The organism is Agrobacterium sp. ICMP 6402, from assembly GCF_009498615.1.
In the GTDB taxonomy this organism is placed as follows: Bacteria; Pseudomonadota; Alphaproteobacteria; order Rhizobiales; family Rhizobiaceae; genus Agrobacterium; species Agrobacterium burrii.
The window spans coordinates 173,152-188,965 of sequence record NZ_QSNV01000006.1 but is presented as its reverse complement, the minus strand read 5'-3'; the positions used below and the strand labels follow the sequence as shown (position 1 = coordinate 188,965).

The window sequence follows — 15,814 nt, the reverse complement described above, 5'->3', positions numbered from 1 at the left end:
CCCACCTTTTCCAGAAGGCCAGCCGCCCGTTTTTTAAGGCACGCCCGGCTCTCAAAAATACTCAGTCCCGACGTAATGTTTGCAGCACTACGTCGTATTCCGCCGCCCCGCTTTGACATTCGTCAAATTGACGCCCGTCTTTAAGCACGATGATGCGATCGGCAAATTCCGCCTCGCGGCGATTATGGGTGATCATCACGACAGTCTTGCCTTCGGCCCTCGCAAACAGCCGGCTGAGCACGTCGCGAGCCGTCTCGCCGTCCAGCCCCTCCGTCACCTCGTCGAGAAGCCAGAGCGGTTTGTCGATGAGCAGGAAACGGGCGAGCGCCAGCCGGCGCGACTGGCCGCCGGAGAGACCCTGCCCCGCTTCGCCAAGCCTCGTCTCCAGCCCGGCGGGCAGGGTTTTGACGTGTTCGGCAAGGCCTGCGGCGTCAAGGGCGTCCCACAATTCACGCCCGGTCGCGGCGGGTTTTGCCAGCCTCAGATTATCGGCAATGCTATCGCGGAAAAGCTGGCTCCGCTGTGTCATGAGCGAAGAGGGCAAGGCGCGAACAGTACCTGCCGATGGCTGCAATTCACCCGCCACAAGCTGGATGAGGCTGGTCTTGCCCGCACCGCTCGGGCCGATGATCGCGACCCTTTCTCCAGCGGCAATGGCAAGATTGATAGTCGTCAGGACCGGCTTGTCGTTACCCTCCCGCTCCAGACGCACGCCTTTAAGCGCCGCCGCCACGCCGCTGGCGGGCAAAGCCGGACAGCGGGTCTCTGCCCGCGCCGAAAGGCGCGGCGCGATGCGCCTTGCGGAAAACAATGTGCGGCCGAGTTCCATCGCACCACGGCGCAGCGCGGTGAAAGGCTCCAGCGCGGCGAAACAGACGAGCAGCCCGAGTGCTGCGGCCGGCGCGCTTACCGTTCCCTGCTCCGCCAGCCAGGCCATGCCGAGCAGAGCCGTGCTCAGAAGGGCCGCCGTTGCAAGCCCGAAGGAAAAACCGGCATTCGTTTCGATGCGGTTCAAGGCCTCGTCACAGGAAAGCAGGTAATCATCGGCCCGCTTCACTGCCGCGACCTGCGCGGAAAGCCGACCTGCCGTGAGCAATTCCGTCTGACCGTTGACGAGGTCTGCCGTGCGGGCACGCAACGCTTCAAGCCCGATTGCCCGCCGGCGGGAGAATTTCTCTGCCCGCAAGGCGGAGCGCACCGAAATGCCGAGCCCTGCCGCAATGAGAAAGAGCGCCGCCAGAATGCCCGCAAGCGGATTGAGGAAAGCAAGCCCGATGCCGGTTGCAACAGCCGCAAGGACCGCGACGGCGGCAGGCACCAGCACGCGCAGATAAAGCGAATCCAGCGCATCGATATCCGCGGTCAACCGGTTCAGCAGGCGGGCGGGCCTCGCTTCCAGATTTTGCGCCGCCTGCGGCGCGGCAAACCCACGAAACAGCTTTTCGCGCAGCGCCGCAAGCACGGAAAGCGTCGCTTCATGGGTAGTCATGCGCTCGCCGTACCGGGCGGCGGTACGCGACAGCGCCAGAAGACGGATGGCCGCCGAGGGCGCAAAAACATCAAACGCATAGGCCGTTGCCGGAAGCAGACCGGCAATGGCGGTGGCGGTGATAAACCAGCCAGACACACCGAGTAGGCCGATGCCAGCCAGCACCGTGGTTGCGGCCAGAACCGCGCCGGCAAGCAGCATGCCGCGACGCGCCGACCAGAACAGTGCGATAACGGGTTTCAAGATGGCAAAACGCACAATCATGACCGATCCCCCGAATGGATCGCCGCCATATCCACGACCCTGTCCATGCGCGCGGCCAGCACCGGATCATGGGTTGCGATGATCAATGTCCTGCCTTTTGCCAGCTGCAGCATATTTTCCGTAATGAGAGCGGCGGTTTCCCGGTCCAGATGCGCCGTCGGCTCGTCAGCCAGAATGAGCCGTGTCGCGGGATCGGCAAAGGCGCGGGCAATGGCCAGCCGCACCGCTTCACCACCGGAAATGCCGTGGCCACCATCGCCGACGAGCAGATGTTGCCGGGCGGATGACAGTCTTGCGAGCCCTGTCTGCTCAAGCGCCGTCTCCACCATATCCCGCGTGATGCCGGGGCGGCCGAAATGGATATTTGCTGCAAGCGAACCAGTAAAAAAGAACGGCTTCTGGCCGATCCAGCCGATGGACGTTCGCAGGGTGTCGGCCGTCTCGTCATCAAGGGCGACGCCGCCGATTTTTATCGCGCCGCTTCCCGCAGAAGCCAGCCCGGCGATCAGCGACAGGACCGTGGATTTGCCGCAACCCGATGGCCCCAGAAGCGCTACAGTTTCGCCCGCCCGAATACTGAGATTGAAATTGCGAAGCACAGGCGGCGAGGCTGGATAGGCAAAGGACAGATCGTCCATCTCCACCGTACCGGGAGTGGGCAATATTGCCAACGCCACATCCCTGCCCTCACCCGCAATGGCCGCACCGCCCTGCGTCAACTTGTCGAGCGCACCAAGCGCGGCTTCCCCCGCCGCCCGGTCGTGCCAGACCGCGGATAACTCCCGCAGCGGCTCGAAAAAGGCCGGGGCCAGAAGCAGGATGAACAGACCCTCGGCAAGCGTCAGCTTCTGTCCCCACGCGCCGAAATCAAGAAAACCGAGCAGATGGAAACCGATGTAAACGGCGGTCATGGCAACGCCGAGGGCGGCGAAAAGCTCCAGTACCGCCGAAGACAGGAAAGCGATCCTCAGAACCGCCATCGTCCGCGTCTTGAGGTTCTGCGCATCGGCGCTGAGGCGCCCGGCAGTCAGTTCAACGGCTTCCAGCGCGCGGATCGTTTCCAGCCCGCGCAGGCGATCCAGCAGGAAAGCATTCATATTGCCGGTCTCGGCCAGCTGCTTTTCACTCGCCGCCTTGGCCTGCCAGCCGATCAACGCCATGAAAAGCGGAATGGTCGGCATCGAGATGAGCAGCACCAGCGCCGCGATCCAGGTAAAGGGCAGGATTACCAGCACGAAAACCAGGGGAATGATGGTGGCCTTCATCCGCGCCGGCTGGAAACGGGAAAGATAGGGCACCAGCGCTTCCGCTGCCTCGGCCACGACACTTGCCGCCTCGCCGGAAGCCGTGCGCGACAGATCGAGCGGCGAAACCGTCGCCACCGCCTGAAGCGCTTCCAGCCGACGCTGTGACAATGCAGCACGCGCAGCACGAAACGATAGTCTCGCGGCGATTTTCTCCAGCCACGCCTTCAGGAGACCCAGAATGAGAACCGCAACAGCCGCCGGCACGATTGCCATCATCGGTTCGCCGTCGGCGATTTTTCCGACTGAAAAGGCAAGCAGGCCCGCCTGCGGCAACCAGAGCAGGGCCGCCAGAACATGCAACAGGGCAACGGATCTACCGACCGCCGGTGCGCGTGTCGTTTTCGCGGCACTCTTGTCGCGGGAGGTCTTCCGGCTGGCGGTGCTGAAGAAGCGCCGCCTCGGCGTTTCAGGTGAGACCGAAACCGGCACAGGACAGTCTGCGCCATTGCTATCGGCCGACTGGCGGATTTGTGCGGACATGTTCACGACCGATCTCCTCACCTGTCCTTTTTCGCGCCGCGGGGTCTGGCGAGAGAGACGATCTTGTCCTTCGCCTCCAGCAGCTTCGTGACCTTTGAGCCGAGCGCCAGAAGGGAGGCCAACCTCCCCGTTTCCAGCCGCTTCACATCGTCATACCAGCCGGTGAGCTGCTCGATCAGCGTCTTCATCTCGTCAATGCGCTTTTGCGCATGCCGCTCATCTTCGTTCTCCGGCGTCTCCATCAAAATTTCGCGTAATACGCTTAGGGTGGGATCAATTTCGCGCTTCTTGCGCTCTTCGGCAAGGGTGCGGAGAATTTGCCAGACATCCTCCGGCGTCGTGAAAAAATCGCGCCTGTCGCCGGGGAAATGCTTGAGAATTGCAAGGTTCCACGCCTGAAGCTCCTTCAGGCTCATCGAGACGTTGGAACGGGAAATGCCAAGCGCCTCAACAATGTCGTCCGCGCAGAGCGGCTGCGGCGATATGTAAAGCAAAGCATAGACTTGGCCGACCGTGCGGTTAATGCCCCAGCGGCTGCCCATCTCGCCAAAATGCAGCACGAAGGACTGAACGAGCGGTGACAGGCTGGTCGGCATTTCTTTGTTTCCTGAATTTTCAGTAATTTCTGAAATTTCGATAACGCAAAAAATGACGGGCGGCAAATCACCTTTTTGACCTGCGTCAAAATGTGCAACCAGGGAGATAAGCCAGCAGATGCAGAGCCGGATAGCCGGGGAGGAACAGGAAACCTATCGCAGAGAATTAATGATACCGATAACATCGACGATAGTCCGCTGCGGCTGAAATCTCTCGATAAAAAACCGGCGGTGGAACCATCCACCGCCGGTTAAGGGGCTGAGCGAAGTATGCGGAAAGCGCTTACGAAAAAGCGATCTGGACTTTCATCGCCCGACTGCGGTCGGAAGCGAATTCGAAGGCCGAGATGGCGTCGTCGAGATCGACGGTCTGGGTAATGAATGGCTTGACGTCGATCAGGCCCCTGCGCATCAGCTCGACGCCGGTGGCGAATTCCTCATGGAAGCGGAAGGAGCCGCGCAGATCGAGTTCCTTGGCGGTAATCGCCATCATCGGCAGGCTCATATCGCCACCCAGCCCGAGCTGGACGATGATGCCGCGTGGCCGGAGTGCTGCGATGCCGCCGGCAAGCGCCACGGCAGCGCCAGAGCATTCATAAAGAACGTCGAAAGTACCCTTGTTTGCGCCATAAGCGGCAAGCGCATCGGGCTCATCCTTGCTGTTGATGACGCGATCTGCACCCGCTTCGCGGGCCTTGGCGAGCGTGAAATCCGAAAGGTCGGTCGCGACGATTTCGGCAGCACCCGCCCGGCGCGCAGCGAGGATGGACAGGATGCCGATGGGGCCGCAACCCGTCACCAGCACGCGTTTTCCCAGCAAATCGCCAGCGCGGCGAGTGGCATGCAGCGTCACCGCCAGCGGTTCCGCCATGGCCGCCTCGCCGGCGCTCAGGCCGTCGGCTGGTACGCATTGCAAGGCATCCGCCACCAGAACCTCGCGGAAAGCGCCCTGAATATGCGGGAAAGGCATGGCGCTGCCATAAAAGCGCATATTGAGGCACTGGTTGTGCAGGCCTTCCTGGCAGAAGCGGCAGGTTCGGCACGGGCGGGACGGCGAAACCGCCACCAGACCGCCGATCTTCAGGCCTTCAACGCCTTCACCCAGTTCCTCGATAACAGCGGAGACTTCATGGCCGAGCACCATGGGTTCGCGAAGTCGTATTGCGCCAAAACCACCGTGATTGTAATAGTGCAGGTCGCTGCCGCAAATCCCGCCACGGGCCAGACGAAGCCGCACTTCTCCCGGCCCCGGCGCTTCCTCCGGCCGCTCCTCAATGCGCACATCCTTTGCCCCGTGGGCGACAATCGCTCTCATCAACAACTCCCGTTCAACCGCGCGCCACTGCGGCGCGTAAAAATTTCCGCATCCAGATCGCTGCCACAAGAGCACATTTAGCCACCCTGTGGCCTCCTCCCGCACCGGATCCGTACCGAAACCGGGCGTTTAAGCCTTGACATCCGCGCCTGAAAGGGATGAATGTTATCGATAACATAAACCTGTACAAAAGCAATGTCGAGAGACTGGAGGAAACAGTGGGCCTTAATTTGTTCGATCTTTCCGGCCGCCGCGCCCTGATCACGGGTTCGTCCCAGGGCATCGGCTTCGCGCTGGCACAAGGCCTGACGGAGGCCGGCGCGGAAGTGGTGCTGAACGGGCGCGACGAAGCCAAGCTGAAAGCGGCCGCCGCAGGCATCAAGGGTGCAAAAACGCTCGCCTTCGATGCAACCGATCATGTGGCAGTACGCGAGGCCATCGACCGTTTCGAGGCCGAAGTCGGCCCCATCGACATTCTCGTCAACAATGCCGGCATGCAGCACCGCACGCCGCTTGAGGATTTTCCGGCGGATGCCTTCGAGCGTCTTTTGCAGACCAACATCGCCTCGGTGTTCCACGCCGGACAGGCGACGGCACGCCACATGATTTCCCGTGGACGCGGCAAGATTATCAATATCGCCAGCGTTCAGACCGCCCTTGCCCGCCCCGGCATCGCGCCCTACACCGCGACCAAGGGTGCTGTCGGCAATCTGACGAAAGGCATGGCGACGGACTGGGCAAAATACGGTCTGCAATGCAATGCCATTGCGCCGGGCTATTTCGACACACCGCTCAATGCGGCACTGGTCGCAGACGAGACCTTTTCCGCATGGCTTGAAAAGCGCACGCCCGCCGGTCGCTGGGGCAAGGTCGAAGAGCTTGTCGGTGCCTGTATTTTCCTGTCATCCGACGCCTCGTCCTTCGTGAACGGCCATATTCTCTACGTCGACGGCGGCATCACCGCCTCGCTTTAAAATCCTCCGTTCCGGATGCCCGGCTGCGGCCGCCATCCGGAATGGAACTGACGACACCACGACACTTTGGGAGGAGGCCGTGAATACCATGACCGAGCAGAACAAAGTCGCCCTCATCGGCGCAGGCGCCATGGGTGGCGCGATCGGCGCGCGGCTGATCGAGACGGGGAATCACCTGACGGTTTTCGATCTGGATGCGGAGAAGGTGGCGGCGCTGACCAGCCTCGGCGCGCAAAGCGCCGGCACCGCGGCGAAAGCAGCGTCCGTCTCCGATGTCGTGATCCTCAGCCTCAACTCACCGAAGATCGTCCGCATCGCCGTCTTCGGCAAGGATGGCGTGGCGGCGGGCGCAAAGCCCGGCACGCTGATCATCGACATGTCCTCCATCGACCCGGAAGCGACGAAAGAACTGGCGGCCGATGCGGCCGAAAAGGGTCTGCGCTGGGTGGACAGCCCGCTTTCCGGCGGTGCGCCGAAAGCGCTCATTGGGCAATTGACGCTGATGGCCGGCGGCAGCGAAACGGATGTGGCCGACGCGCATCGCGTGTTGCGGCACATCGCCAGTAACTATACCCATATGGGACCCTGCGGTGCCGGGCAGACAACCAAGCTCATCAATCAGGTTCTCTGCGGCCTGAACTTTCTGGCCGTGGCGGAAGCAACGCAGCTTGCGCTGGATGCGGGCGTCGATGCCGCCAAAATTCCGCAGGCGCTGAAGGGCGGCCGCGCCGATAGCGCCATCCTGCAGGAATATATGCCGCGTTACGTAGCGAAGGACTACCGCCGCACCGGTCGTATCGACAATATGGTCAAGGATTTGAACGGCGCACAGGATCTGGCGCGACGCACCAACACGGCCATGCCGCTGACGGCGGTCTGCGCCGAGGTGCACCGCATGCTGACGACAGCGGGACTGGGCGGTGAGGATCAGGCCGCCCTGATGGAATTTTTCAGCGGCGCGAAACGAACCTTCCCGGACTGAGTTCTGTCATAAGACAGGCACCTTGACATCAAAATGGCGGAGGCCGCGCTTGTTGCGGCCCGTCATGACCATTGCGAAATTATCCCACAGCGAAGATGATCGAGCGAATCAGCGGGGGCAACCGGCCCGGTGATCGCAGACGTATGCATATAAAGGACAATTTCCCGATGACCACTTCCGCCACAGGCACGGGGATTGCCGGCATTACCGTTTCCGGCGAGGGTTTCACCGCCGAGATCGCTTATGAGGGCGCCACGCTTCTCAGCTGGCGGCCGCAACTTACCGATGGCAGCGCAGGCGAAAATCTTGTCGATGGCTATGCGACGCCCGCGGAATTGCAATCACAAAACGGCGTGAGAAACGGCATTCTCGCCCCCTTCACCAATCGCATCCCGAATGGCCAGTTCCGTTTCGGCGGGGAAATGCATCGAATAGAGCCGGTGCTAACGCATGAAACCCTCGTCTTCCACGGATTTGCGAGAGCCCTGCCCTTTGTCCTCAATCAGTCTTTCGAGGAAAACGGCACGCATGTTTTGGTTTTCCGCGCGGAGATATCGCCCTCTGATTTCCAAGGTTACCCCTATCATCTCGCCATCGAGGTCGAATACCGATTTTCCGGTCATGAGGTCACCATCATCATACGCGGCATCAATGGCGATGATCAGCCGCTGCCCTTCGCGGCAGGATGGCATCCCTATTTCCGTCTTCCCGGCATCGCGTCCATCGACGATCTCCTTCTCACGCTACCCTCTCGAACGGCGATTGAAACAGACAGGGATTTGATTCCGCTACGGTCCTCACAGGGGGGAATAGTCAAACGGGACGACACCCGCTTTCTTTTTGCGCCGCTCGCCGGCCAGGTGCTGGATGTCTGCTTTACCGACCTCATCCCATCCGAAAACGGACTTTACGAGACCCGGATCGAAAACCGGCAGGACGGTTCGAGCCTGACGGTATGGCAGGAGCGTGGCCACATGCATGTCTTCACCGGCGACACGCTGGCCCGCGACAGGCGAAAATCCATCGCGCTGGAACCGGTGGAAACGCCCACCAATGCCTTCAACCAGCCGGACCTTGAAGCCGCGATCACCCTGCAGCCGGGCGAGACCCGCAGTTTTCGCTTCGGCTTCCGTGTCGAAACCGCAGGCTGAGAACAAACGGATGATCCCTCAAATATGCGTTGTCGGCAGGGAAGACGACAGCTTCACCGTCTCCATGGAGATATAGGCGGACATGTCGTAAAGCTGAACGCGGCGCAGGATCTGTTTGTAGACCGTGTCGTAATATTCGACATTCGGCAGCACCAGCTTCAGAATATAATCGAAATTGCCGGTAAGCCGATGAACCTCGACGATTTCGGGTATGGAGCTGACGGCGGCATGGAACTGGTCCAGCCAGTCTTCCGCATGCAGGCCGGTTCTCACCAGCAGGAAAACCGTGGTCGGCAGGTTGATTTTCCGCCGGTCGAGCAGCGCCATCGTACCCGTCACATAACCTTCCGCACGCAGCCGCGTGATGCGCCGCGAGCAGGCGGATAGCGACAGGGAAACCTCCTCCGCTATATCAGCGAGCGGCGTCTCGGCATTTTCCTGGAGAATCGCAAGGATTCGGCGGTCGCGATCATCAATCATCGGTAAAGAATGCACTGGTTAACGCAAAGGCGCAATAAAATTGCAAGATAAGCCTCTTGAACGCCTGATATTTGCATAGAAACATCTAAACCCTCGAAAAAACGCATGCCGTTTTCGTCCCTGCGATGGCATTCTTGTCTTCAATCAAACTTAATAAGGCAACTCTTATGAAACGCATCGGCCTGATCGGCGGCATGAGCTGGGAATCCACCGCAACCTATTACCGCATGATCAATGAGGCCGTGCGCGACAGCCGCGGCGGGCTGGTCTCGGCCGATATCGTCATGCATTCGCTCGATTTTTCCGAAGTCGTCGCCCTTCAGAAGGCCGATCGTTGGGATGAAGCCGGTGCGCTTTTGGGTGCCGCCGGGGCACGCCTTGCCAATGCCGGTGCCGATTGCGTGCTGATCTGCACCAACACCATGCATCTGGTTGCAGAAACGGTCGAGAAAATGTCGGGCGTCGCACTCATCGACATCATCGATGAAACCGCTGCAGCCTTGAAGGCGGATGGACGCCGCAAGCCGCTGCTGCTCGCCACCCGCTACACGATGGAACATGGTTTCTACACCGACCGCATGCGCCGCCACGGTGTCGATGTGGTCGTGCCCGATACGGAAGACCGGGCCGCGATCCACGACATCATCTTTGGCGAACTGTGCCAGGGCGAGATCAAGTCCTGCTCCCGCGAGCGCTATCTCGCGGTTATCGAGAAGGCCCGTACGCTCGGTGTCGATTCCGTCATTCTCGGCTGCACTGAAATTTCGCTGCTGATCGATCCCGACGCGCTGCCGTTGCCGGGTTATGATTCGACCGCCATTCACGCGAAGGCCGCCGTCGGTTTCGCGCTCGGAAACAAGGCCTTCAATAGAGCCGCATGAATGTGTCGCCTCTTTGCCTATTCCGGTAAACCGGTCTGGCTCGACAGTCTGCTGATCGAGCCGGAAGCATCGCTGGTCAGCCAGTCCATGGCCGCAAGGGAAGCCAAAACCGTCGTTAATGGCGACGGTTGCGGGCTTGGATGGTATGGTGACCGCGGCACGCCCGGCGTCTTTCGCGACACCAGACCCGCCTGGTCCGATGCCAATCTGGCCGCCCTTTGCCATCAGCTTCGCTCGGGCATGTTCATGGCCCATGTCCGCTCCGCCACGTCAGGCGAAGTATCCCGCGCCAATTGCCACCCTTTCGCGCATGGACAATATCTGTTCATGCATAACGGCCAGATCGGCGGTTACGAGCAGATAAGGCGCGACATAGACTCCCTCATTCCCGACGATATCTATGCATCCCGGCGCGGCACCGGCGACAGCGAAGCGATCTTCCTGATCGCCGCCGGCCAAGGCCTTGACACCGACCCCATCCGCGCCATTTCAACCGCCCTGCGCCTCTGTCAGGAAAAGATGACCGCTGCGGGCGTTTCCTCCGCGCTTAGATTCAGCGCCGTGCTGATGGATGGCGATTGTCTGCATGCTTTCCGCTGGTCCAGCGACGACAAGCCGCCAACGCTTTACTGGCGCGGGCTGGATGAGGGAATTGCATTGAGTTCGGAACCTTTTTCCTTCGATTGCACCCCCTGGTGTGCCGTTCCGCCGAATACGCGAGTGACGATCCGCGCCGGCGAGATGACGACAGAACCTTTTTTCCTGTCGTAAACATCTTCCTTGTTGACAGTCGAAACCGATTTTTCTGCCCCGCGCCACCATGAGGCGGCTGGCGGCGGGGCTGTCTCATTTATTTTCATTGAATTTCCCAGGCCGCGAAGGCTAGTGTGTGATCTGATAGACCGAAACAGATTTCAGGACCGGTGAACCACTTCACAAAGTATTGCAGCCTCTCTCCCTTTTTTGAACGATGCCCGGCATCGCAACGACCACGCAAACCCGTTCAAGAACGGCGCACAAAGAGCGCGCAATGCCTTTGGCGATCCTCGGGACGCTGAAGGAAAAGTCTTATTTTTCATTATATTAAGCCCTCCAACTTTCCGCAAAAATTGCTGTTGCCACGCCTCCATATCGATGCATAAACTGGCGTCAGCAAAGGCAAGCCGGATCGACCTCTCAGACCCTCTCCTCCCACCAAGGTGCTGACCGACCAATGATCAATAATCTCAACGCCGCCGATCTTCCCCGCCCCGCCCCGCGCAGTTCCAACCCGGAAATCATGGCGGCGGAAATCATCGAGCGACTGACTTACCGTATCGGCAAGGACGTCAAGGTAGCCAAGCCGCATGACTGGCTGACCGCAACCATTCTTGTTGTCCGTGACCGCATCATCGACAAATGGATGGCATCCACCCGCAAGGCCTATGCCGATAATTCCAAGCGCGTTTATTATCTGTCGCTGGAATTCCTGATCGGTCGCCTGATGCGCGACGCCATCTCCAATATCGGCCTGATGCACGAAATCCGCGATGCGCTGTCTTCGCTCGGCGTCGATCTCGACGTCATCGCCGGGCTGGAGCCGGATGCCGCACTCGGCAATGGTGGTCTCGGCCGTCTGGCCGCCTGCTTCATGGAATCCATGGCCACCGTCGATATTCCCGCCTATGGCTATGGCATCCGTTACGTGCACGGCCTTTTCCGCCAGCAAATGGCGGATGGCTGGCAGGTGGAGCTACCGGAGACTTGGCTGGCCCACGGCAATCCGTGGGAATTCGAACGTCGTGAAAGCTCCTATGAAATTGGCTTCGGCGGATCGGTGGAAACCATCGGCGGCTATGAAGAGCCGCAGCGTTTCGTCTGGAAACCGGCCGAGCGTGTGATTGCCATGGCCTATGATACGCCGGTCGTCGGCTGGCGCGGCACCCGCGTCAACACGCTGCGCCTGTGGTCGGCACAGCCGATCGACCCCATTCTTCTCGCCGCCTTCAATGCCGGCGATCACATCGGCGCCCTGCGGGAAAGCAACAAGGCGGAAAGCCTGACGCGCGTTCTCTACCCTGCGGACGCAACGCCCGCCGGCCAGGAACTGCGCCTGCGGCAGGAATTCTTCTTCTCCTCCGCCTCGCTGCAGGACATTCTGCGCCGCCATCTGCAGCAATATCCTGATTTCACCTCGCTGCCGGACAAGGTTTCGATCCAGCTCAACGACACCCATCCGGCCATTTCCATCTGCGAAATGATGCGCCTGCTATGCGATGTGCATGGACTTGAGTTCGACGAAGCCTGGACCATTACCCGGGGAACTTTCTCCTACACCAACCACACGCTTCTGCCGGAAGCGCTGGAAAGCTGGCCGGTGCCACTGCTCGAGCGGTTGCTGCCGAGGCACATGCAGATCGTCTACGCGATCAATGCCAATACGCTGGTCTATGCCCGCAAGGAAAAGAAGATGGCGGATCAGCAGATCCGCTCCATCTCGCTGATCGATGAAGGCGGCGAGCGCCGTGTGCGCATGGGCAACCTCGCCTTCATCGGCTCGCATTCTATCAACGGCGTCTCAGCACTTCATACCGAGCTTATGAAGGAAACGGTCTTCGCCGACCTGCATTACCTTTATCCCGATCGCATCAACAACAAAACCAACGGCATCACGCCCCGCCGCTGGCTGATGCAGTGCAACCCCGGCCTGACGGGGCTGGTGCGCGAGGCGATCGGCGACGACTTCCTCGACGATGCTGAAAAGCTCACTGCCCTTGACCGCTTCGCCGACGATGCCGGTTTCCGCGAGAAATTCGCCGAAGTGAAGCGTCTGAACAAGGTGCGCCTTGCCAACACGGTGGCGCAGCGCATGGGCATCCGCGTCGATCCCTCGGCCATGTTCGACATTCAGATCAAGCGCATCCACGAATATAAGCGCCAGCTTCTGAACCTTATCGAGACGGTAGCGCTTTACGATCAGATCCGTTCTCACCCGGAACTGGAATGGGTACCGCGCGTTAAGTTCTTCGCAGGCAAGGCGGCACCGAGTTATCACAACGCGAAGCTGATCATAAAGCTTGCCAATGATATTGCCCGGGTCATCAACAACGATCCGGCCGTGCGTGGGCTTCTGAAAGTGGTGTTTATTCCGAACTACAACGTTTCGCTCGCGGAAATCATGGTTCCCGCCGCCGATCTCTCGGAACAGATTTCGACCGCCGGTATGGAGGCCTCCGGCACCGGCAACATGAAGTTTGCTCTCAACGGCGCGCTCACCATTGGCACGCTCGATGGCGCAAATGTCGAAATGCTCGAACATGTCGGCGCTGACAACATCGTCATTTTCGGCATGACGGCGGAAGAAGTCGCAAAGGCCCGTGCCGAAGGTCACAATCCCCGCGCGATCATCGAACAGTCCACGGAATTGTCTCAGGCGCTGTCTTCCATTGCGTCCGGCGTGTTCTCACCCGATGACCGTTCGCGTTTTTCCGCCCTCATCGACGGTATATACAATAGCGACTGGTTCATGGTCGCCGCCGATTTCGACGCCTATGCCGACGCGCAGCGCAAGGTGGATGCGATCTGGAGCGATCAGGATAGCTGGAACACCAAAACAGTTCACAACACGGCGCGCATGGGCTGGTTCTCGTCCGACAGGACGATCCGGCAATATGCTGCCGAGATCTGGAGAGCCTGATGAAAAAACCGCTCAATTCGGCCGAAGAGAAAAAGACTGGCGACATCACGAAGGCTGAAATCGAGGCGATAAAGAGCGGTTTGCATTCCAATCCCTTTGCCCTTCTCGGCGTCCATGAAACGCCGGAAGGGTTCTCCGCCCGCTGTTTCATTCCGGGCGCCGAGGAAGTTTCCGTCCTGACATTGGACGGGAACTTCATTGGCGAGCTAAAGCAGCTTGATCCGGAAGGTTTTTTCGAAGGTCCGGTTGAGCTAGCATCGCGCCAGCCGGTGCGTTATCGGGCTGGCCGCGATGATGCCGAATGGGCGGTGACGGACCCTTACAGCTTCGGCCCGGTTCTCGGGCCGATGGACGATTATTTCGTCCGCGAAGGATCGCATCTGCGGCTCTTCGACAAGATGGGCGCACATCCTCTAAAGCTCGAAGGCGTCGAAGGTTTTCATTTTGCCGTCTGGGCTCCCAATGCCAGGCGCGTTTCCGTCGTCGGTGATTTCAACAATTGGGATGGTCGCCGGCATGTGATGCGCTTCCGCAAGGATACCGGCATCTGGGAAATCTTCGCACCTGACGTCTATGTCGGTTGCGCCTATAAATTCGAAATCCTCGGCGCCAATGGCGAGCTTCTGCCGCTAAAGGCCGACCCCTATGCGCGGCGCGGCGAGTTGCGGCCGAAAAACGCTTCCGTCACAGCGCCGGAACTGACGCAAAAATGGGAAGATCAGGCTCACCGCGAACATTGGGCACAGGTGGACCAGCGCCGCCAGCCGATCAGCATTTACGAGGTTCACGCCGGTTCCTGGCAGCGCCGCGAGGACGGCACCTTCCTCAGCTGGGACGAAATGGCCGCGCAGCTCATTCCCTATTGCACGGATATGGGCTTCACCCATATCGAGTTCCTGCCGATCACCGAACATCCTTACGATCCCTCCTGGGGTTACCAGACGACCGGCCTTTACGCCCCGACTGCCCGTTTCGGCGATCCGGAAGGCTTTGCGCGTTTCGTCAACGGCGCGCACAAGGTCGGTATCGGCGTGCTCCTCGACTGGGTCCCGGCCCATTTCCCGACTGACGAGCACGGCCTGCGCTGGTTTGACGGTACGGCGCTTTACGAACATGCCGATCCGCGTCAGGGTTTTCATCCCGACTGGAACACGGCCATCTATAATTTCGGTCGCGTCGAGGTGATGTCCTACCTCATCAACAACGCGCTTTATTGGGCCGAGAAATTCCATCTCGACGGCCTGCGTGTCGATGCGGTCGCCTCGATGCTCTACCTCGATTATTCCCGCAAGGAAGGCGAGTGGATCCCCAACGAATATGGCGGGCGCGAAAATCTGGAAACCGTGCGCTTCCTGCAAAAGATGAATTCGCTCGTCTACGGCACCCATCCGGGCGTCATGACCATTGCGGAAGAATCCACCTCCTGGCCGAAAGTCTCCCAACCCGTTCATGAAGGCGGCCTCGGTTTCGGCTTCAAATGGAACATGGGCTTCATGCACGACACGCTGAGTTATTTCTCGCGGGAGCCGGTGCATCGCAAGTTCCACCATCAGGAACTGACCTTCGGGCTGCTTTATGCCTTCACCGAAAATTTCGTGCTGCCGCTTTCCCATGACGAGGTGGTGCACGGCAAGGGGTCGCTGATCGCCAAAATGTCCGGCGACGACTGGCAGAAATTCGCCAATCTGCGGTCCTATTACGGTTTCATGTGGGGTTATCCCGGCAAGAAGCTGCTGTTCATGGGCCAGGAATTCGCCCAGTGGAGCGAATGGAGCGAAAAGGGTGCGCTCGACTGGAACCTGCGCCAATATCCGATGCATGAGGGCATGCGCCGCCTCGTGCGCGATCTCAACCTCACCTATCGTTCGAAAGCCGCGCTGCACGCCCGCGACTGCGAGCCGGAAGGTTTCCGCTGGCTGGTGGTCGACGATCACGAGAATTCCGTCTTCGCATGGCTGCGGTCGGCACCGGGCGAAAAACCGGTGGCGGTTATCTGTAATCTCACCCCGGTCTATCGGGAAAACTATTATGTGCCGCTGCCTCTGGCAGGGCGATGGCGGGAGATTCTCAACACCGATGCCGAAATCTACGGCGGCAGCGGCAAGGGAAATGGCGGACGTGTTCAGGCGGTCGATGCCGGTGGAGAAATCGGGGCGATGCTCGTCCTGCCGCCTTTGGCGACGATCATGCTCGAGCCGGAAAACTGACAGACAGAGAGG

At 59.9% G+C, this 15,814-nt stretch carries 12 protein-coding genes; 7 read left to right on the top strand and 5 right to left on the bottom strand.

Going from position 1 to position 15,814, the window contains the following annotated elements; all coding sequences use genetic code 11:
* Positions 1–61: 61 nt before the first annotated feature.
* The 4 genes from cydC to DXT96_RS17540 all read right to left on the bottom strand — a co-directional run bounded on the left by cydC (position 62) and on the right by DXT96_RS17540 (position 5,451).
* Entirely contained in the window at positions 62–1,753 is a 1,692-nt protein-coding gene (gene cydC, locus DXT96_RS17555) for a thiol reductant ABC exporter subunit CydC (protein WP_153515739.1), read from the bottom strand.
* On the bottom strand, positions 1,750–3,540 hold the full coding sequence (gene cydD, locus DXT96_RS17550; protein ID WP_153515804.1) for a thiol reductant ABC exporter subunit CydD: 1,791 nt from the start codon (positions 3,538–3,540) through the stop codon (positions 1,750–1,752). The genes cydC and cydD overlap by 4 nt, the downstream gene beginning before the upstream one ends.
* 17 nt (positions 3,541–3,557) lie before the next feature.
* Complete coding sequence (locus tag DXT96_RS17545) at positions 3,558–4,136, bottom strand: GbsR/MarR family transcriptional regulator (protein WP_153515738.1); 579 nt, start codon at positions 4,134–4,136, stop codon at positions 3,558–3,560.
* 283 nt (positions 4,137–4,419) lie between these two features.
* A complete protein-coding gene (locus DXT96_RS17540) occupies positions 4,420–5,451 on the bottom strand; it encodes an L-idonate 5-dehydrogenase (RefSeq protein ID WP_153515737.1) in 1,032 nt (343 codons plus the stop codon).
* A gap of 218 nt (positions 5,452–5,669) precedes the next feature.
* On the opposite strand from DXT96_RS17540, the gene DXT96_RS17535 reads away from it, so the two are divergent.
* From DXT96_RS17535 to DXT96_RS17525, 3 genes are all read left to right on the top strand, one after another.
* Positions 5,670–6,425: an SDR family oxidoreductase gene (locus tag DXT96_RS17535; RefSeq protein ID WP_207135148.1), complete on the top strand. Its 756-nt coding sequence runs from the start codon at positions 5,670–5,672 to the stop codon at positions 6,423–6,425.
* 88 nt (positions 6,426–6,513) lie between these two features.
* On the top strand, positions 6,514–7,407 hold the full coding sequence (locus DXT96_RS17530; RefSeq protein ID WP_153515803.1) for an NAD(P)-dependent oxidoreductase: 894 nt from the start codon (positions 6,514–6,516) through the stop codon (positions 7,405–7,407).
* Between the two features lie 167 nt (positions 7,408–7,574).
* A complete protein-coding gene (locus DXT96_RS17525; protein WP_153515735.1) occupies positions 7,575–8,558 on the top strand; it encodes an aldose 1-epimerase in 984 nt (327 codons plus the stop codon).
* 18 nt (positions 8,559–8,576) lie between these two features.
* Here DXT96_RS17525 and DXT96_RS17520 read toward each other — a convergent pair whose 3' ends face one another.
* On the bottom strand, positions 8,577–9,038 hold the full coding sequence (locus tag DXT96_RS17520; protein WP_149901214.1) for an Lrp/AsnC family transcriptional regulator: 462 nt from the start codon (positions 9,036–9,038) through the stop codon (positions 8,577–8,579).
* A gap of 167 nt (positions 9,039–9,205) precedes the next feature.
* Here DXT96_RS17520 and DXT96_RS17515 point away from each other — a divergent pair, with 167 nt between their 5' ends.
* From DXT96_RS17515 to glgB, 4 genes are all read left to right on the top strand, one after another.
* Positions 9,206–9,919, top strand: coding sequence for an aspartate/glutamate racemase family protein (locus DXT96_RS17515; protein ID WP_153515734.1), 714 nt, complete (start codon positions 9,206–9,208; stop codon positions 9,917–9,919).
* Complete coding sequence (locus tag DXT96_RS17510) at positions 9,920–10,690, top strand: class II glutamine amidotransferase (RefSeq protein WP_153515733.1); 771 nt, start codon at positions 9,920–9,922, stop codon at positions 10,688–10,690.
* A gap of 442 nt (positions 10,691–11,132) precedes the next feature.
* Complete coding sequence (locus DXT96_RS17500; RefSeq protein WP_153515732.1) at positions 11,133–13,595, top strand: glycogen/starch/alpha-glucan phosphorylase; 2,463 nt, start codon at positions 11,133–11,135, stop codon at positions 13,593–13,595.
* A complete protein-coding gene (gene glgB / locus DXT96_RS17495; RefSeq protein WP_153515731.1) occupies positions 13,595–15,802 on the top strand; it encodes a 1,4-alpha-glucan branching protein GlgB in 2,208 nt (735 codons plus the stop codon). Before DXT96_RS17500 ends, glgB begins: the two co-directional genes overlap by 1 nt.
* Positions 15,803–15,814: the final 12 nt, after the last annotated feature.

Bases quoted from the DNA above. Each gene is read 5' to 3' on its own strand.
- cydC (WP_153515739.1), bottom strand. From the start codon at position 1,753: ATGATTGTGCGTTTTGCCATCTTGAAACCCGTTATCGCACTGTTCTGG.
- cydD (WP_153515804.1), bottom strand. From the start codon at position 3,540: ATGTCCGCACAAATCCGCCAGTCGGCCGATAGCAATGGCGCAGACTGT.
- DXT96_RS17545 (WP_153515738.1), bottom strand. From the start codon at position 4,136: ATGCCGACCAGCCTGTCACCGCTCGTTCAGTCCTTCGTGCTGCATTTT.
- DXT96_RS17540 (WP_153515737.1), bottom strand. From the start codon at position 5,451: ATGAGAGCGATTGTCGCCCACGGGGCAAAGGATGTGCGCATTGAGGAG.
- DXT96_RS17530 (WP_153515803.1), top strand. From the start codon at position 6,514: ATGACCGAGCAGAACAAAGTCGCCCTCATCGGCGCAGGCGCCATGGGT.
- DXT96_RS17525 (WP_153515735.1), top strand. From the start codon at position 7,575: ATGACCACTTCCGCCACAGGCACGGGGATTGCCGGCATTACCGTTTCC.
- DXT96_RS17520 (WP_149901214.1), bottom strand. From the start codon at position 9,038: ATGATTGATGATCGCGACCGCCGAATCCTTGCGATTCTCCAGGAAAAT.
- DXT96_RS17515 (WP_153515734.1), top strand. From the start codon at position 9,206: ATGAAACGCATCGGCCTGATCGGCGGCATGAGCTGGGAATCCACCGCA.
- DXT96_RS17510 (WP_153515733.1), top strand. From the start codon at position 9,920: ATGTGTCGCCTCTTTGCCTATTCCGGTAAACCGGTCTGGCTCGACAGT.
- DXT96_RS17500 (WP_153515732.1), top strand. From the start codon at position 11,133: ATGATCAATAATCTCAACGCCGCCGATCTTCCCCGCCCCGCCCCGCGC.
- glgB (WP_153515731.1), top strand. From the start codon at position 13,595: ATGAAAAAACCGCTCAATTCGGCCGAAGAGAAAAAGACTGGCGACATC.